The organism is Streptomyces sp. NPDC090445 (assembly GCF_044769385.1).
GTDB lineage: Bacteria > Actinomycetota > Actinomycetes > Streptomycetales > Streptomycetaceae > Streptomyces.
In genome coordinates, this window is record NZ_JBIVXV010000032.1 from 19399 (window position 1) to 43494 (window position 24096).

20 protein-coding genes and 2 pseudogenes are annotated in these 24096 nt (G+C 69.2%); 5 read left to right on the plus strand and 17 right to left on the minus strand.

Features of this window, described 5'->3' with window-relative positions; all coding sequences use genetic code 11:
- Positions 1 to 34: 34 nt before the first annotated feature.
- The 11 genes and pseudogenes from ACIQUT_RS34775 to ACIQUT_RS34825 form a co-directional block, all read right to left on the minus strand.
- Entirely contained in the window at positions 35 to 496 is a 462-nt protein-coding gene (locus ACIQUT_RS34775; RefSeq protein WP_403568967.1) for a hypothetical protein, read from the minus strand.
- Positions 493 to 2691, minus strand: coding sequence for a site-specific integrase (locus tag ACIQUT_RS34780; RefSeq protein WP_403568969.1), 2199 nt, complete (start codon positions 2689 to 2691; stop codon positions 493 to 495). The genes ACIQUT_RS34775 and ACIQUT_RS34780 overlap by 4 nt, the downstream gene beginning before the upstream one ends.
- Entirely contained in the window at positions 2688 to 4403 is a 1716-nt protein-coding gene (locus tag ACIQUT_RS34785) for a hypothetical protein (protein WP_403568970.1), read from the minus strand. Before ACIQUT_RS34785 ends, ACIQUT_RS34780 begins: the two co-directional genes overlap by 4 nt.
- Positions 4403 to 5875 carry a site-specific integrase gene (locus tag ACIQUT_RS34790; RefSeq protein ID WP_403568972.1) on the minus strand — a complete coding sequence of 491 codons (1473 nt, stop codon included), beginning with the start codon at positions 5873 to 5875 and terminating at the stop codon, positions 4403 to 4405. The genes ACIQUT_RS34785 and ACIQUT_RS34790 overlap by 1 nt, the downstream gene beginning before the upstream one ends.
- A gap of 90 nt (positions 5876 to 5965) precedes the next feature.
- Positions 5966 to 7888 (minus strand): hypothetical protein, encoded by a 1923-nt coding sequence (locus ACIQUT_RS34795; protein WP_403568973.1) that lies wholly within the window; start codon positions 7886 to 7888, stop codon positions 5966 to 5968.
- Positions 7885 to 9000: a tyrosine-type recombinase/integrase gene (locus tag ACIQUT_RS34800; RefSeq protein WP_403568975.1), complete on the minus strand. Its 1116-nt coding sequence runs from the start codon at positions 8998 to 9000 to the stop codon at positions 7885 to 7887. The genes ACIQUT_RS34795 and ACIQUT_RS34800 overlap by 4 nt, the downstream gene beginning before the upstream one ends.
- A gap of 352 nt (positions 9001 to 9352) precedes the next feature.
- Positions 9353 to 9712: pseudogene (locus tag ACIQUT_RS34805) on the minus strand (site-specific integrase); the annotation flags it as partial.
- 168 nt (positions 9713 to 9880) lie between these two features.
- Positions 9881 to 10411: a DUF4352 domain-containing protein gene (locus ACIQUT_RS34810; protein ID WP_403568977.1), complete on the minus strand. Its 531-nt coding sequence runs from the start codon at positions 10409 to 10411 to the stop codon at positions 9881 to 9883.
- A 404-nt stretch (positions 10412 to 10815) separates the two neighbouring features.
- A complete protein-coding gene (locus tag ACIQUT_RS34815) occupies positions 10816 to 11790 on the minus strand; it encodes a tyrosine-type recombinase/integrase (protein ID WP_403568979.1) in 975 nt (324 codons plus the stop codon).
- Between the two features lie 900 nt (positions 11791 to 12690).
- Positions 12691 to 13068, minus strand: a complete 378-nt coding sequence (locus tag ACIQUT_RS34820; RefSeq protein ID WP_403568981.1) for a hypothetical protein — start codon at positions 13066 to 13068, stop codon at positions 12691 to 12693.
- A 705-nt stretch (positions 13069 to 13773) separates the two neighbouring features.
- Complete coding sequence (locus ACIQUT_RS34825) at positions 13774 to 14739, minus strand: recombinase family protein (RefSeq protein WP_403568983.1); 966 nt, start codon at positions 14737 to 14739, stop codon at positions 13774 to 13776.
- Between the two features lie 293 nt (positions 14740 to 15032).
- On the opposite strand from ACIQUT_RS34825, the gene ACIQUT_RS34830 reads away from it, so the two are divergent.
- Positions 15033 to 15872, plus strand: a complete 840-nt coding sequence (locus ACIQUT_RS34830) for an IS5 family transposase (RefSeq protein ID WP_403568984.1) — start codon at positions 15033 to 15035, stop codon at positions 15870 to 15872.
- Between the two features lie 36 nt (positions 15873 to 15908).
- On the opposite strand, the gene ACIQUT_RS34835 is transcribed toward ACIQUT_RS34830, so the two are convergent.
- Complete coding sequence (locus ACIQUT_RS34835; RefSeq protein ID WP_403568986.1) at positions 15909 to 16841, minus strand: MerR family transcriptional regulator; 933 nt, start codon at positions 16839 to 16841, stop codon at positions 15909 to 15911.
- Positions 16842 to 17013: 172 nt separating this feature from the next.
- On the opposite strand from ACIQUT_RS34835, the gene ACIQUT_RS34840 reads away from it, so the two are divergent.
- Positions 17014 to 18726: a carboxylesterase/lipase family protein gene (locus ACIQUT_RS34840; RefSeq protein WP_403568988.1), complete on the plus strand. Its 1713-nt coding sequence runs from the start codon at positions 17014 to 17016 to the stop codon at positions 18724 to 18726.
- A gap of 778 nt (positions 18727 to 19504) precedes the next feature.
- Here ACIQUT_RS34840 and ACIQUT_RS34845 read toward each other — a convergent pair.
- The 4 genes and pseudogenes from ACIQUT_RS34845 to ACIQUT_RS34860 all read right to left on the minus strand — a co-directional run bounded on the left by ACIQUT_RS34845 (position 19505) and on the right by ACIQUT_RS34860 (position 21275).
- Positions 19505 to 20095, minus strand: coding sequence for an NADPH-dependent F420 reductase (locus ACIQUT_RS34845; RefSeq protein WP_403568990.1), 591 nt, complete (start codon positions 20093 to 20095; stop codon positions 19505 to 19507).
- Positions 20096 to 20136: 41 nt separating this feature from the next.
- A pseudogene (locus ACIQUT_RS34850) lies at positions 20137 to 20298 on the minus strand (inositol monophosphatase family protein); the annotation flags it as partial.
- 161 nt (positions 20299 to 20459) lie between these two features.
- Positions 20460 to 20759, minus strand: a complete 300-nt coding sequence (locus ACIQUT_RS34855; RefSeq protein WP_403568992.1) for a hypothetical protein — start codon at positions 20757 to 20759, stop codon at positions 20460 to 20462.
- A 207-nt stretch (positions 20760 to 20966) separates the two neighbouring features.
- Positions 20967 to 21275: an LPXTG cell wall anchor domain-containing protein gene (locus tag ACIQUT_RS34860; protein ID WP_403568994.1), complete on the minus strand. Its 309-nt coding sequence runs from the start codon at positions 21273 to 21275 to the stop codon at positions 20967 to 20969.
- Here ACIQUT_RS34860 and ACIQUT_RS34865 point away from each other — a divergent pair.
- From ACIQUT_RS34865 to ACIQUT_RS34875, 3 genes are read left to right on the plus strand one after another with little or no spacing between them, the layout of a single operon-like run.
- Positions 21274 to 21972 carry a Mu transposase domain-containing protein gene (locus tag ACIQUT_RS34865; protein WP_403568996.1) on the plus strand — a complete coding sequence of 233 codons (699 nt, stop codon included), beginning with the start codon at positions 21274 to 21276 and terminating at the stop codon, positions 21970 to 21972. The two genes, ACIQUT_RS34860 and ACIQUT_RS34865, sit on opposite strands and share 2 nt — an antisense overlap.
- Positions 21969 to 22766: an IS21-like element helper ATPase IstB gene (gene istB / locus ACIQUT_RS34870; RefSeq protein ID WP_403568998.1), complete on the plus strand. Its 798-nt coding sequence runs from the start codon at positions 21969 to 21971 to the stop codon at positions 22764 to 22766. Before ACIQUT_RS34865 ends, istB begins: the two co-directional genes overlap by 4 nt.
- A gap of 49 nt (positions 22767 to 22815) precedes the next feature.
- A complete protein-coding gene (locus tag ACIQUT_RS34875) occupies positions 22816 to 23169 on the plus strand; it encodes an Imm51 family immunity protein (protein WP_403569000.1) in 354 nt (117 codons plus the stop codon).
- A 297-nt stretch (positions 23170 to 23466) separates the two neighbouring features.
- Here the strand turns inward: ACIQUT_RS34875 and ACIQUT_RS34880 are convergent, their stop codons facing one another.
- A complete protein-coding gene (locus tag ACIQUT_RS34880; protein WP_403569002.1) occupies positions 23467 to 24036 on the minus strand; it encodes an SRPBCC family protein in 570 nt (189 codons plus the stop codon).
- Positions 24037 to 24096 lie beyond the last annotated feature (60 nt).

Here is a 24096-nt window from a genome sequence, read left to right on the forward strand (position 1 = left end):
GGGTGGTGAGTCGGGATCGGACCTGGTCAGTGAGTCAGCTGCAGGATCCGATCGAAGTGCTGCGGGCGATGGGAAGACGGGTCACGCGGTCGGCCACCGCTGCTGCCCGACGGAGATGCAGGATCTCCTCGTATTGGGCGGCGAGGCGGGCGAGGGCCTGGGTGCGGAAGTCGGTGAGCTCCTCGATGGCGCTGTCCGATCGGGTGAGCCGGGCCTTGAGCTTGGTGATCTCCGATTTGAGCCGCTCGATCTGGGCGTCCCTCGGGTCGGGGATGTCTCCGGCAGCCTGGAGGGACTGCAGGCGATGTTCGAATTCCTCTCGAAGGTGGGCATAGGGGCGGGTTCCGTAGAAGGCGGTGCGGTCGACAGCCGCCTCGCGGGCGAGGGTCTTGATGTCGCACTTGCCGCCGGGCGGGATCTCTCCGCGTAGGAGCCGGTCCATGGCGGCTCGGATGCGGTTCTCGTTCTCGGTGCGCTGGGCTGCGGTGATCTTCATGCGGGGTCCTCATCGGGTTGGTTGAGGGTGGCCGCGTCGATCTCGGCGACGACTCGAAGGGCCCGGTCGTAGTCGTTCTGGAGGCGGGAGCGTTCGGTCCTGCGTGTCTTGCCCAGGTCGCCGAGGAAGGTCTTCGTCCGTTCGGCATGTTCGGCCCAGACAGGCCGGTGGCAGGGGTGGTGGGTGGCTTGCGGGCATCGGGCGGAGTCACACATGCCGACCAGCGGACGGTCTGCGGTGGGGGTGCCGGCGAGTTTGAGGCAGAGCGCCCGGGAGGGGTCGGTGAACCAGCAGTAGTTCGCTGGGCCGAGGTGAAGAGTGTTCGCGCGCTTGGTCAGCAGGTTCAGCACGTCGCGGTCATTGCGCTGGGTCCTCGGTGCCGACGTGGTGGCGTCGAGGTGTGCGTCGATGCTGGCGAAGAATTCGGTGAGGCTGCGGGCGCCAGGGCCGACGGGCAGGATGCCCTGCTGGTAGTTGCGGAACTCGGTGAGGACCAGGTCGAGGTTCCGGTCGCTCTCATGCCGGTTGACCTCGGCCAGCAGCTCGGCCTGAGCCCCGCCGGGGCGCGAGGCATACCCCTCTGTCGTGGCCACAGCAATATGCTTCAAGTGGATCTTGGCTGCCAGAACACCGCCGGGACGATAGGCCATTTCCAGGGCCAACGTCCTGCGGAGCATCCTCAGGTTCGCCTGGCCCTCCGGAATGGGGGCGAGCCCGAGACGCTGTCCTGTCGGAGAGTTGACCCAGTTCCGGAACCACTTGTAGCGGACCGTGAAGGAGAACCGGCCGAAGAGCAGGGCACCGTCCTGCCAGTCGTCGTGCAGCGCTTCGGTGAGCTCGACGGCGCGATAGACGGGCTCGATGACGACCCACTCGTCGTCGGTGCCGCCGAGCGGCTGGCCTTTGACGACCTTGCTGGCGAGGCGGTAGCGGGTGAGTCCGGGGACGGGTTCCTCGGGAGGACGGCGGCAGCCGATCCGCAGTTCCATCAGCTCGCTCGCGCGCATCCCCGAGGCGGTGGCCAGCACGATCATGGCGGCGGTGCGGACGACGCCGACCAGGGCGACGGCCTGGGCCCGATGCAGAGGCAGGGTCCAGGGCAACAGAGATGAGGCGTCCGCCGCTGTGATCTGGGTGGCGTCCTGGCCGAAGACCTCCATGACGCCGACTGCGGCAACCGTGTGTTCCAGTCGGTCGCGCAGTGCTGGCATCCAATGGGCTCTGAACTGGGTTTCTCCGGCTTGGCGTGCCAGGGTTCCCGTAGCCACCGGCAGGAGCGGGTCCTTGGCGGCCCAGCCGCCGGTGAGCCGCTCGTTGATGCGGTGCTGGGACAGCATCGGCAGCGGTGTGTATGTTCGCTCGTACTCGTCGAGCAAGGCGGCGAACTCGCTCACGGGAGCGCGGTGGCTGCTGCGGAGCCCTGACGCCTTCCGCGACGAGAGGCGGTCGGCCTGTCGTATCTGGTGGGCGAGTTCAACAGCGTGAGGTCCGAGCGAGGAGACCAGGAACAGGGCGGCCGCGAGCATTGGCTGCAGGATCGCGTCGTCGACGGGCTGGGTCTTGTTCTCCGTCCGGCCGCTGGGCATCTCGGCGATGGCCGAGGCGGTGGCTCCGCCCCAAGGTTGCAGGTCAGCGGGAACGCGGTCGGCGGTGAACAGCTCGCGGTAGTTGACCAGGTCGACGATGATCTGCGCGGCCGAGCGCCGAGTGGCCGGGCTCTGCTCGCCGACAACCGCGCCCTGTTCGTCGAGCACGTAACGCCGGTGGACCATGTATGCGTCGCAGAGGCGGGTGTCGAGCTGCTGAAGGCTCGACACCCCGCGCTCGGTCAGCCACCGGCAGAAGCGGGTGAGCTCATCCAGCCGGCCCGCGCAACTACGCAAGTGCAGGGTGGTGCGATGCGCCCGGGACAGCTCGGCGACGGCCGGGTGCCTCGGGGCGAGCATGGCCAGCACCAGTTCCTTGGCGACCAGCCTCCATCGCCGGTCGGCGATGCCGGCAAAGTCGAATCGACGGGTGCAGAGAGCGAGCTGGACGGGCAAGCCGACGACGTCGGTGAAGTCCCAGACGTCATCTTCGAACAGCACGCGACGGGTCCCGGTGGGGAGAGTGAACCCGGCTTCGTGGCAGACGTCGGCGCGGGCGAAGACAGCGGACCGGCCATCGAAGGCGGGTGCCGCGAAAGGGCTGGTCACGCGGTCATCTCCTCGGGTCGCAGGGGCAGTTCGTGGTCCTGGTCGTCAACGTGCTGGGCTGCCGCAGTCAGGACGATGGGGTCGAAACGGTCCAGGACCTGCTGGATCCGGGCCGCGTAGGGGCCGAAGACCGCCATGAAGTGGGCGGCGGGCATCTGCTGCCACTGCCGGGAGAAGAACGCTTTGAGTCGTAGCAGGTTGACCGCGTGCCGCGGGGCGAACACCGCGAGCGGGCAGAGCAGGCAGACCCAGGGGCGGGCCGGGCAGGGCTTTCCCTTGGGACCGTACAGCCCGGAGAGCTGGTCTCCGCAGGCGGCGGTGAAGACGTCCCGTTGCCCGCCGACCAGCTCGGCGATCGCCGCGTCGTCCAAGGCCATGGTCGCGACCAACTGCGGATAGCCGGCGGCGAGCGCGGCGGCGTCCTCTTCGGTGATCACGGCGGGCGGGTGGGCGCGTCGCAACATGTCGTGCTGGGGGTCCTCAATGACCGCCTCGACGGCGTGCTGCTGGGCCGGAGTGGTGGCGGTGAGGTAGTGATCGCCCTCGACGGATGGGGTGTGGTTCGGGTCGATGGTCGCCCGTCCGCTGCCGGTCCAGGCGCTCTTGTCCCGCATGGCCTCATGGGTGGTGCGGATCCGGGACCGGTGGATCTTCATGGGGCGTCCATCGTCGCCGTTGAGGCCGTGGCGAAGGACCCAGCGCTGGACGGCGACGCGGTCGATCTGGCGTACTCGCCGGTCTCCGCCGGCCCGGCTCAGGCCCAGCCAGAGCCGGCGGCGCTCGTCGGGCGGGACGAAGCTTCGCAGCAGGGTGGAGTGGGCCAGCCACTGCTCCAGTAGCCGGACCGCCCGGCGGGGCAGGATCAGGCTCTCCGCCGCGGTGCGGCCCTTGATGTAGGAGAGCAGGATCGTCGAGTCTCCGGCCCAGTCGATGTCGTCGGTGACCAGGTCGTCAATGCCGTCGGGCACGATGCCGGAGTAGATGCCGAACAGCAGCCGGTAGGCGATCAGCACCCCGAGGTCCGGGAACATGGCACGAACCGCTTCGTGGAAGCCGCCCCGGTTGTGTACCACAGCAGCCGAGATGCCCAGGTTCCGGCCGAACTCGCCGATGCTCACCGGTCCGAGCTCGGCCAGCAGCCGGCGCAGGTTCTCCGGCGTCCACCCGCCCTCGGCCGGATGCCGGGCGCGTTGGATGGTGGTCATGGCCTGCTGGTGGGCGGTGTACGACTCCTCGACCAGCCGGCAGCAGACTTCGGTCAGCCGCTGCCACTCTCCTTCCGGGTAGGGCGGCAGAGCCCGCCGGTTGGGCTGTGGGTTGAAGTGCCGGCCGGTCGCGAGTTCCAGCGCTTCCTCGCGGAGAGCGCCGCCGCTCTGGGCGAATCCCTCGATCATGGCCCGCGTCAGTGCCTCCTGCTTGCCGGTGCTGCCCATCCAGTACTCGGCCAGCTGGCTCCGCCGTAGTCGGCTGGCCCTGCCTGTGAAGCCTCGCTCGGCGAGGGTGCGAACCATGCTCCGCAGGGCTTGGACGTAGAAGTTGACGGTGCCTGTGGAGTCTGCGGTGCCATGAGGGTGAATCAGGTCCACCAGGCCAGTGGCCAGGTCCCGGGCCAGTTGCGGATTCGGGAGGCCGTCCAGGGAGAACTCCGCGCGGCTGCCGTCGCTGAAGACGCAGCTGATGCCGAGCGGTTCGTCGATGAGCATCGTCGGCATCAGGCTTTCCCGTCCTCCATGTCGTCGCCGAACTCCTCCGCGGCCTCGCGGTCAGCCTCCGCGTCGCGGGTCAGTCCGGCCGCAGCCCCGGCACCGTCGTATGCCTCCCGATAGATGCGGGTCGTGTCCAGGCGTCGGAGGTACTTTTCCGTGGTCAGGACAGTGGAATGCCCCAACAGGTCGCGCAGGACGAGCAGCGGGTCGGCCTTGGTGAGGTAGAAGACCAGCGCGGCGTCGGCATCGGTGTCCCGCACGAGCTTCGCGGCCTGCCGGTAGTGGCCCGTGACCAGGTATTCCAGGGTCCTCATCGAGAACGTGTGCCGGCACCGGTGGGGCCAGACGTGCGGGAAGCGCGGCTCGAAGCGGGCCCGGATGCGGTCCGATGTCCGTTCGAAGACGGTGGCCCAGGCCGTGAAGGGGCCGCCGCCGCTCTTCACTGCCAGCAGGCACGAGCCGCCCGCCGGAGCGACCAGGCGTCGGCGTTCGGTCGGGGTCAGCGAGTCCCACGAGCGGCGCACCCCGTTGACCCGTCCGCCTCTCGGGCCGGGTTCGGTGACCATGAGCGGTTCTCCCCACCGACGCGGCGGGCGCCAGCCGGAGCCCTCGGTGGTGGCCGCGCGGTCCAGCTCCAGGTAGTCGTGCAGCCCGGCCAGGGCCTGGTAGGAGGTCCAGGTCGTCCGGAACTTGCGGCCCTTGGTGATCCCGGCCGGCACCGGGAACGGGATCGGCACCGAGGTCGGCTCCGGCGGAAGCGCGGGAATCTCCCACGGCAGCAGATAGGTGAACTCCTGTAGCCGCAGCCCGGTGGACAGCGCGAGATCCCCGATCGCCGAGTTGCGGGCCAGCTCCCGACCGTGGAAGCCGGTGTCCTGGGTGCCGTCCGGAGCCAACCCGCGTAAGCCGCACCGGAACAGCTCTGCGAAGTCCGGCTCCAGGTACTTGATCGTCACGTGCGGCTTCGGGGTGCGGCGCACCGCCAGATTCACCTTCACCTCTCGCCCGGTCCCGGCGAACAACGCCTTGGCAGCGCGGTAGGTGAAGGGCTCCGCTTCCGTGTACCCCTCGGCGATCGCCCAGCGGTAGAACACGGAGAGGATGCTCATGTGCTGGCCCCACGTTGTGGCGGCGAAGCGGGCCTTGGTCGGCCCAGCCGCACGATGCTCGGCATATCGGCTCAGCCCCGCCTTCAGCCGCTCCCGCGAGTCGAACAGACCCACACCGTGTTCAGCGAGGAACTCCGTCCACTCCTTGACCGCCCGCGCGTAGTTCTCCCACGAGCTCGGCGCCGGGGCCCCGCTGGCCGGAAGCTCACGCAGCCACCGGTTCACCACCACCGTCGTACGCGGCGCGGCCGGGCCGTCCTCGAAATGCAGGTCGTCGTCGACGAGCACGGGCATCCCCTCGGGGATCAACGGCCGGTGCTCGACGTCCCAGGACTGCCAGCCGTGGGACGAGAAGAAGGTCAGGATCACGAGCCCTGACAGTAGGAACACCACACGGGTCAGCGCAAAGCCCAAACGCCAAGGCCAAGAGCCTACTTGGGTTCAATCGCTACACGGGAACTAAGCGGAGATAATGTGGCGCAGCATATGGGCGTGGCAGGCCACCTTCACGCCCGCCGCTAGGCAGCGCCGGTTCGCCGCGGAGAACATCTCCTTCCACGAGGACAACGACAACGGCTGCCCGCTCTCGCCGAGCCACAGCATCGCCGGTTCCAAGCCGCCCGACCCGTTCACCAGCAGCAGGCGCCGTTCGCGTAGCGCCAGGTGCTCCACGGCGACACGGAACTGCGAACCGACCCGGCGGGCCCACGGCTTCTGTGGGTCCTCCACGACCCACGGGCGCCGCCACCGGGCATACCGGCCGGCCGCCTGCGCCTCCGCGACGACCCCAGCCCGGTCCCATCGCTGGTAGTCATCGAGGTCCGCGAGCGCGCCGTCGGGCACGTACGTCCAGCGCGCCGAGCCGCCCTTCGCCACCGCGGCTGGCAGCCAGAACCTCGCGTGGCCGCCCAGCAGCGGTGATCGCCACGGCACCTCAAAGACGGTCAGCGCGGACTGTTCAGCCAGCCTCAGCCCAGTGCGGACCATCACGTCGCAGAACGCCGAGTTGCGCGCAGCCCAGCGACCGCGGAACCTCGACCGGGGCAAGCCCGCAGCATCGAAGCCACGCACCCCCACATCCCGCCACACCCGATAGACCACCGGCGGAAGCCACTTCACTTGCGCACCGCCGGAATCCCGCGCGTACGTGGCCGGCCGCTGCAGGTGCAGGCCGTTGACGCGGCTCTCGTTCGAGCTGAGTCCGCCGGGAAGGTCGGTCAGCCAGGCCAGGTAGCGCTCCAGCAGGGCCCGGTCGACGTCGGCCAGGCCGCGGACGACGGTGGGGCCGACGGCAGTGAGGAACTCGCTGAACCGGGTCAGGGCCTGCATGTAGCCGGTGACCGTGCCGACGTTCAGGCCAGCCGACAGCCGCAGCCGGATCCACCGCTTCGCCAGCACCCGCAGCCAGGGCTGGGCGATGCGGTCGAACCGCAGCTCGCTGCGGGGACGGGGTCGGCTGGCGCTGCGGTTGAGCCCGGTCAGCTTGCCCAGCCGCCAGATGTCACGGGCGTACTCGACCTCCCAGCCGGCGCCGTCGCGGAGGGTCTCGACGGCGTCTCTGGCGTAGAAGAGGAACACCGCGACACGTCTGTCGTAGCCGCCGGACCCGCGGCGCTGGTAGGGGTTGGCAACGCGCTGCCACCGTTCCGCGGTGTAGTCCAGGAGGGACGCGACCCGTTCCTCGCGAGCCCAACGGATGGCGGCGGTGATCAGGCGGGTCGGGGCGGTGACGGTCTGTTCGTCGCGTCGGGCCTGGACGGCGTATTGAAACTCCAGCTTGAGCTGCGGGGAAAGGCCACGGAAGTCCACTCGGGGCAGGCCGAAGGACTGGCACTCGACGATGAACTCCTCGACCGGCGGGGCGCCGTCCTGGCGCCACCGGACGTGATGGCTCTTGCAGAACGCGTTCGACGCGTTCTCCACCCACAAGGTGCAAGTGGGCAGGCCGCACTCGGTGCGGTCGGTGCCCGGCAGCGGCGGCGCGGAGGCCGCCCAGGCGGCGGGATCGGGGTTGCCGGAGCGGGACCATTTGTCGCGGTGCCGCGAGCACAATCCCTTGCCGGCCGCGCCGAAGCGGCAGCCCGGAACGGTGCAGTGTGTGAGCTCGCCCAGGCCCCGGAGCGGGGGGCCGGGGTCGGCGAGGAACACCGCGAGGTCAGGGCGACCGTCCCGGCGCCATCGCTGAGCATGGCCGGTGCATAGGCCCTGCTCGTGGGCGGCGCGGTTGCAGCCCGGGACCGGGCAGCGCTTCCAGCCCAGCACCGGGTCGCCGGCGTCGGGGACCAGGACGTCGACGCGGAACTCCGGGCGGACGGCTGCCAGCAGTTTCTCCAGCAGCCCGGACCGGCCGAGCGGGGCAGTGGGCAGAGGGGTGACGGTCACAGCCGCACCTCCCGGCCGGTGAACCAGCCCGCCGCTTCCAGCGTCCGGCGGGCATCCTCGACGGTGAGGTGCGCGTATGTATCCATCGTGGTGGTGATCGAGGCGTGTCCGAGGAGTTCCTTCACGCTCTCCATGCCGGCGCCCTTGCGCAGCAGCCAGGTGGCGTAGGTGTGCCGGAACTGGTGCGGCTCGAAGTCGATGCCGGTGCGGCGGCGCAGCCGTTCCACCAGGTTATAGACAGCGGAGTAGGTGAGCGGGCGGCCGTGCGGGCGGCCCCAGAGGTTGACGAACACGTAGTCCGAGTCGAGTGCCCCGTACTCGCGGTTGAGGTAGTCGGCGTAGAGCCGCATCAGCTCCGCGCTGGCCGGGACGCTCCGCGAGCGGCCGGCCTTCGCCCGCACTCGGTTGGCGTTCGGGCGCGGGATGACGCTCACCTGCCGCTCGGCCAGCGCGATGTCCTCGTGCCGCAGGCCCAGGGCCTCGCCGATCCGCAGCCCCGTGTCCAGCAACAGCGCGAACAGCAGCCGGTCCCGTAGATGGTCGCACCCGTCCAGCACCGCCTGGGCGTCACCGGCGGACAGCACGACCGGCCGCCGCCGCGGCTGCCGCAGCCGGATCGTGCGCGCCTTCTGCGGACGGCTCTTGGCGATGTGCTCCAAGAACGGCTTGTAGGAACTGCCGCGACCACGGCGGCCTGCGGGGCGCATCGTCACCATCAGCCCGCCGAGCGCCACCCCGTGGCGGGCGTGGAACTCGCAGAACGACGACAGCGCGGCGAGCTTGCGGTTCACGCTGGACTCCGCGCAGTGATGGTCCGCCGTTGGCAACACCGCGACCTTCCCGTCCCGGGCCTGCGGCGGCAACCGAAGCCAGCCCACGAACCCGGCGACGTCCTCCAGCGTCACCGACCGCCAGTCCAGCCCCCGACTGGCCAGGTAGACGAACCAGTCCTTCAGATCGTGGGCGTACGCCTTGACCGTGTTCGGTGACTTCTCGCCCCAGGCCAAGTAAGCCAGGTAGTGCTCGATCGGCGCGACCGGAACGTGGTCGTCCCCGAGCACGGTCCACGACTCGGCCTCCGAGTCCGGCATCAGCACGCGCTGTACCCGCATGGAACCTCCCGCTCATCCGTGGTGGATGACGGAAGGTAATCCCATCCAGGACGGGCCAAAGGAGCCTTCACCCGTACGTGCTGGACGTGGTGGACAGGGCCTCAGCGACTCCAGATAACGAAGCCGAGCCTTGGTCGTCCCGGACTTGTTCCGCACTCGCTTCATGTCGTCTTCGAGCAGCGTCCAGACCTCGATCAGGTCCTCCGGCTCCCAGTCCTGCCGCACGCGTGCTCCTCTGCCCCGCCCGAGATCACTCGTTCAGCTCAACGAGATGCCCAGCGAGGGGAAACGACGACCACAACGGTCACGCAGCGCTACATGTCCGTTGGCCGTAGCTATACGAGAACAGGGCCCAGTACACGGTCTCCAGCACGTAGTCCTCGCGGACCTGGCCCCGGCGGCGTGCCTTGGTCCGGGCACCCTTCGCCTTCACCGGGCAGCGGCGCCCGGCGAAGTCCAGGTCCTCGATGTTCACGCCGAGGATCTCCTCCGCCCGGCCCGAGGTCTCGTAGAGCATCCGCCACAAGGTCTTCTCCCGCAGGTGGACCTCGCTCCGGGCGATCAGCCGGTCGACGGCCATCTTCGAGCGGGCCGGGGTCTCAGAGTCCGGCACAGCCAGTCTCTTCGCCCAGGCCGGGATCGTCGGGCCCTCATAACCTCGCTCGAAGCACCAGCTCGTCCAGGACAACACGGCGCCGCGGCGGGCGTTCCAGAATGCTGGACAAGCACGAGCGGTCGCCGACCTGGGTGGAGGTGACTCGCGCGCGTGTCTTCGGCCGATCTGGCTGACGGACCATCGACGAGTCGGCCAGCCGGGCTGGGAGAATGCGGAAGGGCCGGACCCACTGCCTTTGGGTCCGGCCCTGTCCGTGCGGCAGCACTACTTGACGGGGGCGCTGTAGGTGGTGCCGAAGCCGGACTTGCGGAAGTACACCTTCGCGGGGGTGATCTTGCCCTTGAAGGTGACGGTGCCGGTGGCCTTCTCGCCCTTGTAGAGCTTGACTGCCTGAAGGTTGTCGTCGGCGCCGAAGATCTCGGCGGAGTGCTTAACGCCGTCGGAGTCCGTGACCTCGAAGTAGAGCGGGTTGACAGAAACCGTGTCATCGGAGTTGTTGACGACGGTGACCTGGACCGAGGTGTAGTCGCTGCCGTCGTGCAGCGACGTCGGCTTGAATGCGGCCTTCTCCGCTGTCAGCGTGACCGGCGGAGTCTCGTTGATCTCTTTCGTGGGTGCCGGCTTGGCCTTGGTGGACGCGGACGAGGCTCCGGACGGCGTGGTGGCACGGGTCTGTCTCTCGCCGCCTGTGCCGTTGCCGCTCCCGGCGCTGAGGATCGCTGCGCACCCGGACATGAGGACGAGCGCGCCGACGATGGCGCCGCAGCCTATGCCGACCTTCGCTCCGGTACTCATGCCGGGCTTGACCGGCGGTGGCGGCCAAGGCCAAGCACCCGGTGCCTGCGGCATCCCGGGCTGCGGCAGGTAGGGCGGCTGATGCCCGTAGGGACGTGGCGGGTAGGGCGGCTGGTGGGGATTGTGCGGGGGCTGTCCCTGCGGCGGGGTTGGGGTGGCCATGGAGATGCTCCTGTCCATGCGGTGTTGCTCGATGATGCCTGGTGACCGAGCGTTCCTGTCCGTCGAGGCCGGGCGGCCAGGTCGTCCGCACCGAAGTCTGGGGCAGCCGGCCGTGCGGGGAGGCGCGCCCTCAGCCGCGCGCAGGCGGACGGCACCGTTCTTCGCAGCCGGTGACACAGTTCTTGCCGGTACTTGCTCCTTCAAGCCACTGTGTCTGGGATGCGTGGGCCATCCGGCCCGGCTCAGCGTCTTGCGTCGCCTGGGGCAAGCAGGCTGGTGAGCTCGGCGATCGCTTCCGGGGACGGCTTGAAATAGCGGCGGACGTTCTCCGGCTTCTTGTGCCGGGACTTCGCCATCAGCATCAGCAGCGACGCGCCCCGCTCGCCGAGGTGGGTCAGGGAAGAGTGGCGGTACTCGTGCAGGTCCCAGCCAGTGCCCGGCCCCCGTACGGCCGTGTGCTCGTCCAGCAGGGCTCGGGACTGCCCATACGACAGCCGGGCGAACCCGGTGTCCGGGCAGACGTCACGGGGGCTGACGACCTTGCCGGGGCCGGGCTTGCGGTGGGTGACGAACACCGGCCCGCGGGCACGGCCCTTCAGCAGCCGCGGCAGAAGCCGGGCGGTGCCGGCGTCCCAGTACACGGTCTCCAGCACGTAGTCCTCACGGACCTGGCCGCGGCGGCGGGCCTTGGTCCGGGCACCCTTCGACTTCACCGGGCAGCGACGCCCGACGAAGTCCAGGTCCTCAATGTTCACGCCCAGGATCTCTTCCGCCCGCCCCGAGGTCTCGTAAAGCATCCGCCACAGCGTCTTCTCCCGCAGATGCACCTCGCGCCGGGCGATCAGCCGGTCGATCGCCATCTTCGAGCGGGCCGGGGTCTCGGAGTCCGGCACCGCCAGCCGCTTCGCCCAGGCCGGGACCGCCGGTCCGTCGTAGCCGCGCTCGCGGCACCAGCTGAGCCAGGACAGCACCCCGGCCCGGCGCGAGTTCCAGGTGTTGACCGCTGCGGTGCCCCAGAGCAGTTCGAGGGCCTCGTCGATCTCGTCGTCCGCGACCGACGCCAGGGGCCGGCCCTCGCCGATCCGCTCGGCGGTCTTGCCGACCCCGATCCCGTAGTTCCGGACCGTGTTCGGGTTGCCGAGCGAGTCGAGGAACACGTCGACCGCCGTCCGGACGGTCAACGCCTTCCCGGTCGGCAGCTGCACCACGGTGGGCACCACTTCCTCCTTGCCACGGATAACAGGGCCGCGTCACGCAGCGGCCGACGAACCTCACTGCAGGTGACGAATCAAGCTACCGCAGATATTGGGGTGTTATCCGTGGGAAGGCTTCAGACCGATCCAGCCGCCGACACCCCGTCAGCCGCCCACCAGGGCCGACGAGGGCTTAGCGCACGATCTGACATGGATGTTCCTCAACCCCCGCTAGGCACTTGATCTTGGTTGCCTAGCACCGATCACGATCCTGAGCTGAGGGTTCTCGCCGTCCCAGGACCCGCTCATCGCGGGTCGCTGTCCCGGTCCTCCGGGTGCGGGATGATGCCGGTCATGTACGACAAGTTCACCCCGGGCGAGGCCCAGTTGCGTGCCCCGCCCTGACCGCCCTGAGCCTGCCGGTTCCGCGGGAGATCGAAGACCTGGACGCCGACGAGCGGACAGCCGCGCTGGCCGCCCACCTTCTCCGTGCCGCCAGCCGGGCCACCCACAACCTGGTGAACGCCGCCCCGGGGCTCGGTGAGGCCGGGTGCCGTGCGGAGGCGGTCTTCCCGCACGCCTGGCCCGTCCCCGAAGACCACTGGAGAGCTGATAGTGCGAGCGGGTCTCCGCGACCTCTTCGGCCGGACGCCCGCCGGCCACCTGCTCCGGGACTTCGCCGGGACCCCACCAGAACAGGAAGGCGGGCAGTTCGTCCGGCGCCCCGGGGCGCGCGGCGAGTGTCTGGGTCGATCCACCGTAGGGGCCGCCGAGGAAGTCGACGTCGTCGGAGACGTCGGGGCAGATAGCGCGCTCATTCATGGCGATCAGCCTATGGGCGTACGGGGGCAGGGCGTGCGCCCTTCTCCCGCTAAGCCGAATTTGCTACCCCGGCCCGCGGTTCTTCGGCTTCTGGGTGCCCCATCATTTATCGTGCGCACTCCACGCGTTGGCGAGGTCAAGCACGTCATCAATGCTTGTGATACCTAGCAACGCGAGTACAGGTACGGTGATACCGACCATTGTTGTCCAGTATGTCTCCCACGAGATCTTCCCCCGAGCAGCTTCTCTGCTCAGGTGCTTCGAGATGCCCCCAAGAAGGAACATTGGGGCGAGAAACAGGGCCACGAGCAGCAGGTTTTGCACCGTAGACGTCGTGTCACCGGAGAGATCCTGGGAAACAACTACCTTCCCCACCAAGAACACTCCAGCAATAAGTCCCAGGATGTACCAGATCGCGGCTGCATCCGGTTCACCGCCGTTTCCGCCGCTGTTTCCGTCGCCATCATCCGGTTCAGTCATCACACACTCCCGATTCCACGTCAGCCCCAACGGTTCGTGTGGAGATAATCGCCATGGCAATGCGGTCGGCCTGATGCCGCACTCTTGCGGGGGGATTATCCCGGCATCGCCGCCGGAGCGGATCGGAACAGCGGAAGCCGGGACAGAGCCAGGCCCTCCGTGGTAGACGCCAAGACCGGCGCCAACGCCAACGTCCTCGCCAAACGGGCCAAGCCCGCGATGCCCCGCCCCCTGGTTCTCAAGGCGCTCAACCAGCAGCGTTGACGTAGCCACTGCTCGAAGCAAGCAGGCCCCGGACGGAAGGAATCGTCCGGGGCCTGCGCTGTGCCGTACTGCTACCGGGGCGCCCCGGAAGTGCTGGCGACGGGGGAAGGCGAGGTCCCCGCCGGCGCTTCCCCGCCGCCGAAGAGCGCGAGCAGGACAACGATCAGGAGCAGCAGCCGGCCCCCGCTGGCCGCCACTACGACCGGACCGCTGATCCGGCGGGTGTTCGGTCGGACGTAGGAGCCGTTCCGGTAGCGGCCGCGGACGTTCGTGGTCGCGCCCGGAGCCGACCGTTGGCGGGGGATGGCCGGACGAGGGGAAGCAGAGCCGGGTCGGTTCCTGCGCGTGTGCGGCCGGACGTAGCTGCCGTTCTTCCGGTAGTGGCCACGGACGTTTACCGGCCCCGGGGATCAATGGAACCGTGGTTATCGGTGAGATTGATCAAGGTCGTGCGGTGAGGGCTTCGGCGGCCTGGAAGTCGGCGTGGGCCGCTTCGACGGCTTCGGGGTACGCCTGGCGCTTCTCGTGCTCGGCCAGTGCCCGGTAGATGCTGGCCAGGCCGGGGTTCTGGCCCTTGCGCTTGCCGGTGGGGATGATCAGGTCGGGCCGGATCTGCTCGACGGACTCGCCCGCCGCCCGGCGCCGCAGCACGGTGTGCAGCATGTCGTCGGTGATGACGGGCGGCCGGCCGCCGTGCTTGCCCTTGCGGGCGGCGGCATCGAGCCCCTCCAGCGTGGTCTCGCGGATGCTCTCCCGCTCAGTCTCGGCCATCGCGGCGAAGAACCCGAAGAGCATCCGGCCGGGGCCGGACGGGTCGTAGATGCCGGGCAGCGGGCCGGCCAGCATCTCCAGGACCAGGCCGTGGGCGGTCAGGTGGTCGGCCAGCGCGGTGAGTTCGGCGGCGTCGCGGCCGAGCCGCTTCATCTCGTAGACGGTGAACAGCACGCGGCAGTGCGGGGCATGGGCCTTGATCTCGCGCGCGAGGGTGAGGGCGGCCTCGAACTGGGGGCGGACCCGGATGCGGGTGCTGATCTTCTCGGAGAAGATCTTGTCCCGGGGGATGCCGTGCGCGCTGAGCGCGTCCAGCTGCGACTGCAGCTCCTGGGTGAGGTGGCTGCACCGGGCGTACCCGATGCGGATGTCCGCACCCGGGGCGCCCGTCTCGGGCGCGGCCGGCGGTGGGGTGCCGGACCGCCAGGGCTGACCGGGCCCGCGGTCGGCCGGGGTCGGCACCCGCAGCAGCTTGGCGAGCCGGGCCACCTTCTTGAACCGGCCGGTGTGGTAGATCCCGGCGACCGCGCCCGCACGCGAGCGGCAGGGCGAGCCGGGCTGGACGCCGCAGCGCGGGCAGGGGTGGCGCTCGACGTCGTCGGCGTCGCTCACGGTGGTGTCCTGAGGGTCCGTCACGCCCGGAATCCTCTCACAAACTATTCTCAGAACAGGGCTCCGACATCACTTGAGTGAGAACGAGTTCTGAGAGGGCTTTTACCCAGGCTAAGGGCATTGTGCGGCTTATATGACTGTCCTGCTTTGATGTAGTTCAGCCTGTAGGGGAGGAATGTCACCCGGCAGACCGAGAGCCCTCCTGCCTGTCTCATCCGCTTCTTTGCCTGGAAACCCGTCTGATGTAGAGATATCGCAGAAACTCCCAGTTGCCAGCGGAACGATATCTTCCGGCATATCCATGCTCACGCTGCGCCGTGAGCGAGCGCAAGCCGTACCCCAGCGACCTGTCCGACGCCCGGTGGGCCCTGATCGAGCCGACGCTGACGGCCTGGCGAAACGCCCGGCTCGAACGCCGGCCCACCGGCCAGCCGGCCAAGGTCGATTTACGCGATGTGTTCAATGCGATCCTCTACATCAACCGCACGGGAATCCCCTGGAAATACCTCCCGCACGACTTCCCCAGCCACGGCACCGTCTACGCCTACTACGCCGCCTGGCGCGACGAGGGAATATTCGCCCAGCTCAACTACGACCTGACCGGCCTGGCCCGCGTCAAGGAAGGCCGCAAGCCCGAGCCGACCGCCTCGGTCATCGACACCCAGAGCGTGAAGACTTCCACCAACGTGCCCCTGACCAGCCAGGGAACCGATGCCGCGAAGAAGATCGTCGGCCGGAAGCGCGGCATCCTGACCGACACGATCGGCCTCATCCTCGCCGTGACCGTCGCCAGCGCCAGCCTCTCCGAGAATGCCATGGGAATACGTCTCCTCGAACAGGCGAAAGCGGCCTACCCCACCATCGCCAAAAGCTGGGTCGACACCGGCTTCAAGAACGCCGTCATCGAGCACGGCGCGGGCCTCGGAATCGACGTCGAAGTCGTCAACAGAAACCCCGGAGTCCGCGGCTTCCACGTCGTGAAAAGACGCTGGGTGGTGGAGCGGAGCATCGGTTGGATCATGATGCACCGCCGCCTCGCACGCGACTACGAGACCCTCACCACCAGCTCCGAAGCCATGATCCACATCGCCTCGATCGACAACCTCGCCAAGCGCGTAACGGACGAAACCACGCCAACCTGGCGGGGGATGTACTAGGGCATCAAAGGGCAATCCGCCTACTTCAAACGCCCTCTAAGACCGCGGTGTGTCGGAGGCGGCGCCAGTGATCGACAGCGACAGGCCGTCAGTCAGCCATCGATGAGCCACCGTCATGTTCAGGACGCGGCCGCCCGTGACGGTGCCGACCCGGGACCAGTACCGCTCCAGGCGGGGGTCGAAACCCGACGACCGCGACACCAGCCCGTGCAGGTAGGCGCGGAAGGCAGGGGTGTCCGACTCCCGGCGGGCTCGGGCGTGGGCCGACGCGAACGCGTCCACCGCAGGCCCTGCCCCGGGCGGCAGCCCCTGGGCGAGGGCGGCGGCCGTCAGGGCCGCGGCTTCGTCGATCTCCGCGTAGAAGGCCGGTCCGTCCCTCATCTCTTCTTCGTAGTCCTGGGTCCAGCGGGTGAAGCTGGGCGTGGCGATGAGCAGGTGCAGCTCGGCGTAGGCCAGGGCCTTGGCGGGGACGGGGTCCTGTGGCGGGGCGGGGGCCAACATGGCGATCATGATGTCGAGTCGGCGTTCGGGCATGGCCGCGGACAGCTGCCGGTGCCAGTGGTCGGTGAGCGTGCGCTGCGCCTCCGGAAGCCTCTGCACGCGTGAGAGTATCTCCAGCCGCCGGAGTCGCTCCTCCCCCGCGCAGTCGTCCAGGGCCTTGAGCGTGGCCTCGCGCCACCGCAGTTCGGTCAGGCGTTCCTGTACTGCTCCGAGCTCGGACGACACCAGTTCGTCGAGCGTGCGCTCGCCCGTGACCACTTGGGTGATGGTCGCGATCGGAGTATCCAGCGCCCGCAGGCGTCTGATGAGCCGGATCCGCTCCCACGCCTCGGGGCCGTAGCGCCGATGGCCACCGCTGCTACGAGCGGCCACGGGCAGCAGACCGCTGTCGGAGTAGTAGCGGATCGTCTTGACGGGAAGGCCCGTTCTGGCCGCGAGCTCACCGATGCTCCACGTGTCTTGCGTCACAGCTCTTGAACCTCCAGTGCGCGGGAGGTCCTAGCGTATTGATCACCGACGGCGTCGGTCCGCACCGATGCCGCAGCTCAGACCACGTACGCGGCCGGCTGCCGGTGTGCCCGCGTGCGACCGCGCACGGCCTCGTCCCGTGCCGTCCCCGACCCAAGAATGGTGGGTGTGCATGTCCCCGACCACGACAGCACCACGTCCCGGCCGGAGAGCCGCAGTTCGCGTGTTGCTCCTCCCCTTGCTGTGCACGGCGGCACTGCTCACGGCCACCACCACACCTGCCGGCGCGCGCCCCGGTCCCCCTGACTCCGCGGGGCAGGGCGGTATCGTCGTCCGAACCGAACAGGGCCTGGTACGCGGTGTGTCGCACGGCGCGTACGCCACCTTCGACGGCCTTCCCTACGCCGCGCCGCCGACCGGACCGCTGCGCTGGCAGGCCCCCGTGCCCGCCGCCGTATGGCAGGGCGTCCGGGACGCGACGAAGCCGGCCCAGCGCTGTGTGCAGATGCCGACACCGGGTACGGGCGCGGATGCACACACGGATGTGAGCGCTGTCGTCGGCTCGGAGGACTGCCTCTACCTCAACGTCACGGTGCCGGCCACGAAGCGGGCCGGGAAGAAGCGGCCCGTGCTGGTCTGGATGCACGGCGGCGCGTTCCTGGGCGGTTCCGGCAGCGACTACAGCGCGGAACGCCTGGCGGCTCAGGGTGACGCCGTCGTCGTCACGGTCAACTACCGGCTGGGGATCTTCGGCTACTTCGGGCACGCCGGGCTGGGCGCCGCCCCGCCGTTCGGCCTGGCCGACCAGCAGGCCGCCCTGCGCTGGGTGCGGGCCAACGCCGAGCGTTTCGGCGGCGATCCGGGCAAGGTCACGTTGTTCGGGGAGTCTGCGGGCGCCCTCGGCATCTGCGCGCACCTCACCTCACCGACAGCCGCAGGGCTCTTCCAGCGCACCATCCTCCAGAGCGGTTCCTGCCTCACCTCCTTCCCGCGCGGCGCGCTCGCGCCCGGAACACCGGCGTACGAGCCGTTCGCCTCGCAGACCGACGTCCGGACGGCCGGCGCGGAGGCCGCCCGACAACTGGGCTGCACGGCGGGTGGCGGGAACGAGGTGCTCGCGTGCCTGCGCGAGCAGAGCACTGAACGTCTCGCCACCGCGCAGCTGATGCAGTCCTTCAACCGGCCCGCCTACGGCAACGAGCTGCTGCCGGTCGCACCGGACGAGGCGTTGGCGTCGGGACGCTTCCACCGTGTGCCGGTCGTCCTGGGCACCAACCACGATGAGATGCGGATGTTCGTGGGCCTGTCGCTCGCCGCGTTCCCCATCCGCACCGAGAGCGACTACCGCGCTCGTCTGGCGGACGCCTTCGGGCCCGCGGCCGCGGCCGTCGAGGCACAGTACCCGGCAGCACGCCATGCCTCTCCCGCGCTGGCCTGGGCCGCGGCGCTAACCGACCGGTCATTCACGTGCACCACGCTGGCAGCCGGCCGGGCCATCGCCGCCCACGCCCCGGACCTGCCGCTCTACGCCTACGAGTTCAACGACCCGGACGCTCCCGTCCTCGCCGGCCTGCCCGCGAACCCGGGCTTCCCCTACGGCACGGCGCACGGCTTCGAGATGCCGTTCCTGTTCCCCTCCCTCCCCACCGAACAACCGCTGACCGACGAACAGTCCGCCCTGTCGGACCGGATGGTCGGCTACTGGACGAGCTTCGCGCGCACCGGCAACCCGAACACCGCCAACGCACCGCGCTGGCCCAGGCTCCGCCCGTCGTCACCCATCGGGCCGTCGGTGCAGTCGCTGGCTCCGGGACCGGGCGGGATCCGCCCCGTCGACGTGTACTCCGCACACGGATGCTCCTTGTGGGACCGTCTGGCCAAGTGAGCCGCCCGGCCATATGAGCCCGCCCTGGGCGTACCCGGCGCGGTACGCCCAGGGACCGGCGAGCCCCCCATTACCTTCTTGGTGGCCCCTCAATGGGGCGCCCGGCCTCCGGAGTTGTCATGACTTTCTCCCCCTGTGTCGAACGTATGGCCTGGGGGGGTGTCACCGACTCCGGAGGCATCGACAGACCGCTGATCAGCGCCTCTGTGAGGGAGACACGGGAGATCAACACCGTTATCATCCGCTGCACGGACCTGCCGGGCGTCCTGGTGCGGGAAGCGGAAGCCAACCTGACCCCCGACGAGCTCATGCGGGTGCTCCCCGCGGATGAGGCGCGGCTGGTCGTCCATGAGCCAGTGACTGGACGCGCCGGCACCGTCGAAGAGGATCTGCGGGGCGAGACTGGGCGTGCAGCCCAGAGCGAGGAGCCGCAGATACTCGGCGCGCTCGAGGATGCCGCTGGCGCCGACTCCGTCAGGATCGGCACCCGCCAAGAGCAACGCGAGAGCCGTGTCAGTACGGGCCGCGGTGAACACCTCCCGCACCCCCACGCCCACAGCCTGCGCAGCAGTGGCACCGTCCTGCCCATTCCGCAACCGGTCGAACAGCGTCGACCGCTTCCGGGGCGGCAGGGTGCCGGGCATGACGGCACGCTACGGGCATCCCCTAGCGGTGCTCCCCGCGACAGGACGGAAGCGCGGGCGTCGGATACGACCACCTCCGCACCTGCCCACGGCCACACGCCAGTCGGCCGCCCCGCGGCAGTGCGGTGTGCGGGTCAGCGGGCGATGGAGAGCGCAAAGGGCGCGAATCCGCTGGAGCGGATCACATGCGGCACGAACAGGATCGCGGCCTCCGTGGCGCGGGCGGTCTGGATTCCGCCGAGGTCGGTGATCCACTCCTTCCGCCAGCCGAGGTCGGTGAGCAGTTCGTGGACGGTCTGCTTGGCCTGCGGGTCCTCCCCGGAGAGGAACGCGGTCGGCGGCTGGGTCAGCGTGGCCGGCGCCGTCATCACCGAGAAGAGCATGGTGTTGAGCGTCTTGACGACGCGGGTTTCGGGGAGTGTTTCCTGGAGCTGTTCGGCGAGGCTGGAGCCGGGGTAGAGCAGGTCGGCGGGCAGTCCGTCCGGGCCGTCGGTGGTGGTGTTGGAGACGTCGACGAGGATCTTGCCCCGCAGTTCCTCGCGCAGCGCGGCGAGACGTTCCAGTGAGCCGCTGCCCGGTGTGGCGTTGAAAACGATCTGGGCAGTGCGGGCTGCGGCGGCGCCCTGCGCGCGGTCCGCCACGGTGACCTGATGCCCTGCCCGGGTGAGGGCGGCGGCCATGTTGCCGCCGACGCGGCCGTTTCCGAGTATTGCGATCTCGTTCATAGCGATTCGTTCCTCTTGGTCTTTCTGGTTCTCGTAAGGGGTCAGCGGGAGAGCGTCGCGACGGCTTCGGCGTGGACGCCGGGTGCGGCGGCCAAGAAGCTGCTGCTCTGCGGGGTCCAGGGGCGGCCCTCGGCGTCGGAGATCCGTCCGCCGGCTTCGGTGACGAGGAGCGCCCCGGGGAGCAGGTCGGCTCGGGCCCCGGCGGCTGTGGTGTCGGACGCCTGGCCGAACCTGCCCGACCTCCACGCCGGGCTCGGGATCGACCGGTTCTTCGAGGCGTATGCCATCTCCGCAGTCCTGGGCTGCAACAAGCCGGACCCGAGCGCATCCTCGACGGCGAGGCGTACGAGGTGGTCATCGCCCCCTATGGCCTGGTGTCCTTGATGGCGTTGTTCACCTCCACATGCCAGTCGGTCAGGCACTCGCGGCCGCCGGCGAGGACCGTGCCGGTGTAGGCGGGGTTCGTGTCGGTCACCGCGATGCCGTGCGGGCCGAACCCTGCTCGGACGGCCTTCGAGCCGGTGCCAGCCTTCGGGCGCGGCGGCAGCTCGTTGCCGTCCGGGAAGAACACCCCGCCCGCAAGCAGCAGACCAACCACGATCACGATCGACACCAGCGCCTCCCGCGGAGCGACCAGCACGAACAGCGCGACCAGCGTCCACACCAGCGCACAGACCGCGACCGGCAGCTCGAACCGCTCCAGGTCGAACGCCTGCTCCTTCCGGCTCAGCCGCCCCCGTACCGACAGGTACAGAACGAACCTGGCGGCGTACGTGAGCGCCGCCAGAGCCTTCTGCCCCGCCGCCGTCAGGTTCCAGATCTGGTGCTTGCCCGCCTTGCCGTTCGTCTCCGCCAGGGCGGCTGGTGCTGGTTACGCCGTGGGGCGGCGGCGCTTGCCGGTGCCCGCGACCAGGGCCGCACCCATGGCGAGGGCTACTCCGGCGCCTCCGAGGGCCCAGCTGGTGGCCGCGTCGGTGCCGGTCTCGGCGAGCTCGCCGCCGACGTTCGTGCCGTTGCCGCCACCGTTTCCGGAGTTGTTGCCGGTCGTTCCACAGGTCGGCTCACTCGACGAGCTGAACGCGTCCTTCGCGGCGTTCGAGCGGGCGGAGGAAAACCGGCGGATCGGAATGCGGATCCGGACCATCGGACAGGACTTCACCCACGAGTCGGTACTACTCATGCCCCAGCCGACAGACAGCTTCGAGACCGGCGCCGTGTTCACGCCGAGGGTCGACCGCTACGGGATGATCGCCGTGAGGGTCTGCCGATATTCCGTTCCCGCCCGGTTCATCGGCCGCACGGTCCGGGTCGTGCTCCGCTCCAGCGACCTCGTCGTCTTCCACGGACGCACGGAGATCGCCCGCCACCCACGGCTCACCGCCAAAGGCGCCGAGCGAGTCGTCCTCGACCACTTCCTGGAAGTGCTGCTGGCCAAGCCCGGCGCGATGGCTGGTTCCGAAGCCCTCGACCAGGCCCGCCGCGAAGGCAGGTTCACTGCCATCCACGAAGCGTTCTGGGCCGCGGCGAAGACAGCCGACGGCGACACCGAGGGCACCAAACAACTGCTCCATGTCCTTCTCCTGCATCGGCACCTCGAACACCGGGACGTGGTCGCCGGCATCCGATCTGCTCTGGCAGTCGGTGCCCACACCGCCGACATCGTGGCCCTGGAGGCCCGCAAGGCCGCCCAGGCCCAGGGCCGCTCTCCCACCGTGGTCGTCAACGGACCCGCACCGGCGCTCCCGGGACCCGAGCCCAGTGAGGTGGTCAGCCTGAGCGCCCACCGAGCCACCCGTCTCCCCGCAGACCAGCGTCCCCTGCCCGCACTCGAACGCTGGGACCAGCTTCTGAACAAGTCCAGGAAGGACGCGCCATGACCGGTCCGAATCACTACCTGACCGAGCCCGCCGCCGACGCGGCGATCGACACCGCCTGCAGGGTCCTGCGGCTGCCCACGATGCGGGCCCAGTTCCCCGACCTCGTCGCCCGGGCCGAACGCGAACAGCTCTCCTACCGAGGTTTCCTCGCTGAGCTGCTGATGTCAGAGTGCGAGGACCGCGACCGGCGACGCTCGGAACGGCGGATCCGCGCGGCCGGCTTCCCCCGGCAGAAGTGGCTATCCGATTTCGACTACTCCGCCAACCCCAATGTCGTCCCAGCGGTGATCAACAACCTCGCCACCTGCGAATGGGTCAAGAAGGGCGAGCCTCTCTGCCTGATCGGGGACTCCGGCACCGGCAAGTCTCACCTGCTGATCGGGCTGGGAACTGCCGCCGCCATGGAGGGCCACCGCGTTCGGTATGCCCTGGCCGCGAAACTCGTCAACGAGCTCGTCGAAGCCGCCGATGAGAAGCAGTTGTCCAAGACGATCGCTCGCTACGGCCGCGTCGACCTTCTCTGCATCGACGAGCTGGGCTATCTCGAACTGGACCGGCGAGGAGCCGAGATGCTGTTCCAGGTTTTGACCGAAAGGGAGGAAAAGAACAGTGTCGCCATCGCCTCCAACGAATCCTTTGGAGGGTGGACGAAGACGTTCACCGATCCCCGGCTCTGCGCGGCCATCGTCGACAGGCTCACCTTCAACGGCGCGATCATCGAGACCGGCACCGAGTCCTACCGCCTCGCCCAGACCAAAGCCAGGCAGGAGAGGACACACTCCCGCTCCGCCTGACAGGTCACCCGGACCAGCCTCAGAGCACGGCCATCTCTACTATCGCCGCATGACCGATGCATCAGCTCTGGCCCCGTTCCGCCTGGACGAAGGCAGCGAATCCGATCCCTCCCACTGCCTCTATTTCGTCGAAATGGACCAGGTCTCCGACGTCTTCGAGGAACACCACGCCGAAGGCAACGGTCACGGCTGGGAAGGCCTGGCGGAGTCGTTGATCCACTCCCACATGCCCGAAAACGTCGACAAACTCCACTTTGGATCAGAGGGCGACACCTTCGTAGTCACAAGCCCCGACCTCAAGGCCCTCACGGAGCTGGCTGTCCTCCTGCACTCCGCCTTCCACAACCGCGAACTCCTCAGCCACTACCTCCTGACGGCCGACCGACGCTTCCTCGATCGATAGAGCCCGTGAGCGGGGCCAGGGCTGGCCGGAACCCGGGTCCACCTCAAGCCGATCCGACAGCACCGGATCCCGCTCGATGGAGCCACTTCAGACCGGAAGAGTGGGGCCGAAACAAGGCGTTAAAGCCAAGGCGGCTGTCGGCGTGCGCCGAGCTGAGGTGCTCCATGGCCTTCTGCCGTCCAGAGGGCCCTTTCCGCTTCGCCGCCATGGCCGACCGCCTCCTCCCGTCCGCCACGATGCGCACGCACGCAGCACCCGCATCAGCCGCCTTCGGCCGGCTGCGGCACGGCGAGCCGTCTACCGCAGGACCTCGCGCCGCTCGGCCTCTTGCCGGACCGAGGCCAGGGACGCGGCGACGGTCGCCTCCCACCGTGGGGCGACCAGGCCGCCCCACCACTGACCGGCTCGCCACAGGTCCGTGGCGAGCTCGCCCTCGTACACCAGCCGCGTACCGGACTCCTGCTCGGTGAGCGTGAACGACTCGGTGACGGCGGGCACCGGCCCGCGCACGAGGCGGAAGTCGACCCGCTCCGGACGGCTGAACCGCACCGTCTCCACCGTCGTCGCCGTCAGCCGTCCACCGGCGACCGGGGTGCGATGGGCGGCGAGCACCATGTCCGAGCCCCGCTCCAGCACCAGCACCTTCTCCCGCATCGCGCGGGTGGCCCGGCCCAGATACGGCTGGGCGATGACGTCGAACACCACCTCACGCGGGGCTGCGATGTCGACGGCCTGGGGTCCCAGCGGCCTGCTGCGCCGCCCGGCTCCGACGTCCAGGGGCAGCGCCCCGGTCACCAGCCCCAGATACCCGGCCGCCGCACCCGTGCCCGTCACCACCGCCGCCGCCAAAGCGCCGATCCACACCATCGTCGAGCCCTCTCCACCGTCCGTCTCTGCTCACCGACGCTAGGCGCCGGGCACCCCCGA

Bases quoted from the DNA above. Each gene is read 5' to 3' on its own strand.
- istB (WP_403568998.1), top strand. From the start codon at position 21,969: ATGACCGGTCCGAATCACTACCTGACCGAGCCCGCCGCCGACGCGGCG.
- ACIQUT_RS34845 (WP_403568990.1), bottom strand. From the start codon at position 20,095: ATGAACGAGATCGCAATACTCGGAAACGGCCGCGTCGGCGGCAACATG.
- ACIQUT_RS34865 (WP_403568996.1), top strand. From the start codon at position 21,274: ATGCCCCAGCCGACAGACAGCTTCGAGACCGGCGCCGTGTTCACGCCG.
- ACIQUT_RS34775 (WP_403568967.1), bottom strand. From the start codon at position 496: ATGAAGATCACCGCAGCCCAGCGCACCGAGAACGAGAACCGCATCCGA.
- ACIQUT_RS34820 (WP_403568981.1), bottom strand. From the start codon at position 13,068: ATGACTGAACCGGATGATGGCGACGGAAACAGCGGCGGAAACGGCGGT.
- ACIQUT_RS34880 (WP_403569002.1), bottom strand. From the start codon at position 24,036: ATGGTGTGGATCGGCGCTTTGGCGGCGGCGGTGGTGACGGGCACGGGT.
- ACIQUT_RS34785 (WP_403568970.1), bottom strand. From the start codon at position 4,403: ATGCCGACGATGCTCATCGACGAACCGCTCGGCATCAGCTGCGTCTTC.
- ACIQUT_RS34840 (WP_403568988.1), top strand. From the start codon at position 17,014: ATGTCCCCGACCACGACAGCACCACGTCCCGGCCGGAGAGCCGCAGTT.
- ACIQUT_RS34800 (WP_403568975.1), bottom strand. From the start codon at position 9,000: ATGCGGGTACAGCGCGTGCTGATGCCGGACTCGGAGGCCGAGTCGTGG.
- ACIQUT_RS34860 (WP_403568994.1), bottom strand. From the start codon at position 21,275: ATGAGTAGTACCGACTCGTGGGTGAAGTCCTGTCCGATGGTCCGGATC.
- ACIQUT_RS34875 (WP_403569000.1), top strand. From the start codon at position 22,816: ATGACCGATGCATCAGCTCTGGCCCCGTTCCGCCTGGACGAAGGCAGC.
- ACIQUT_RS34810 (WP_403568977.1), bottom strand. From the start codon at position 10,411: ATGAGTACCGGAGCGAAGGTCGGCATAGGCTGCGGCGCCATCGTCGGC.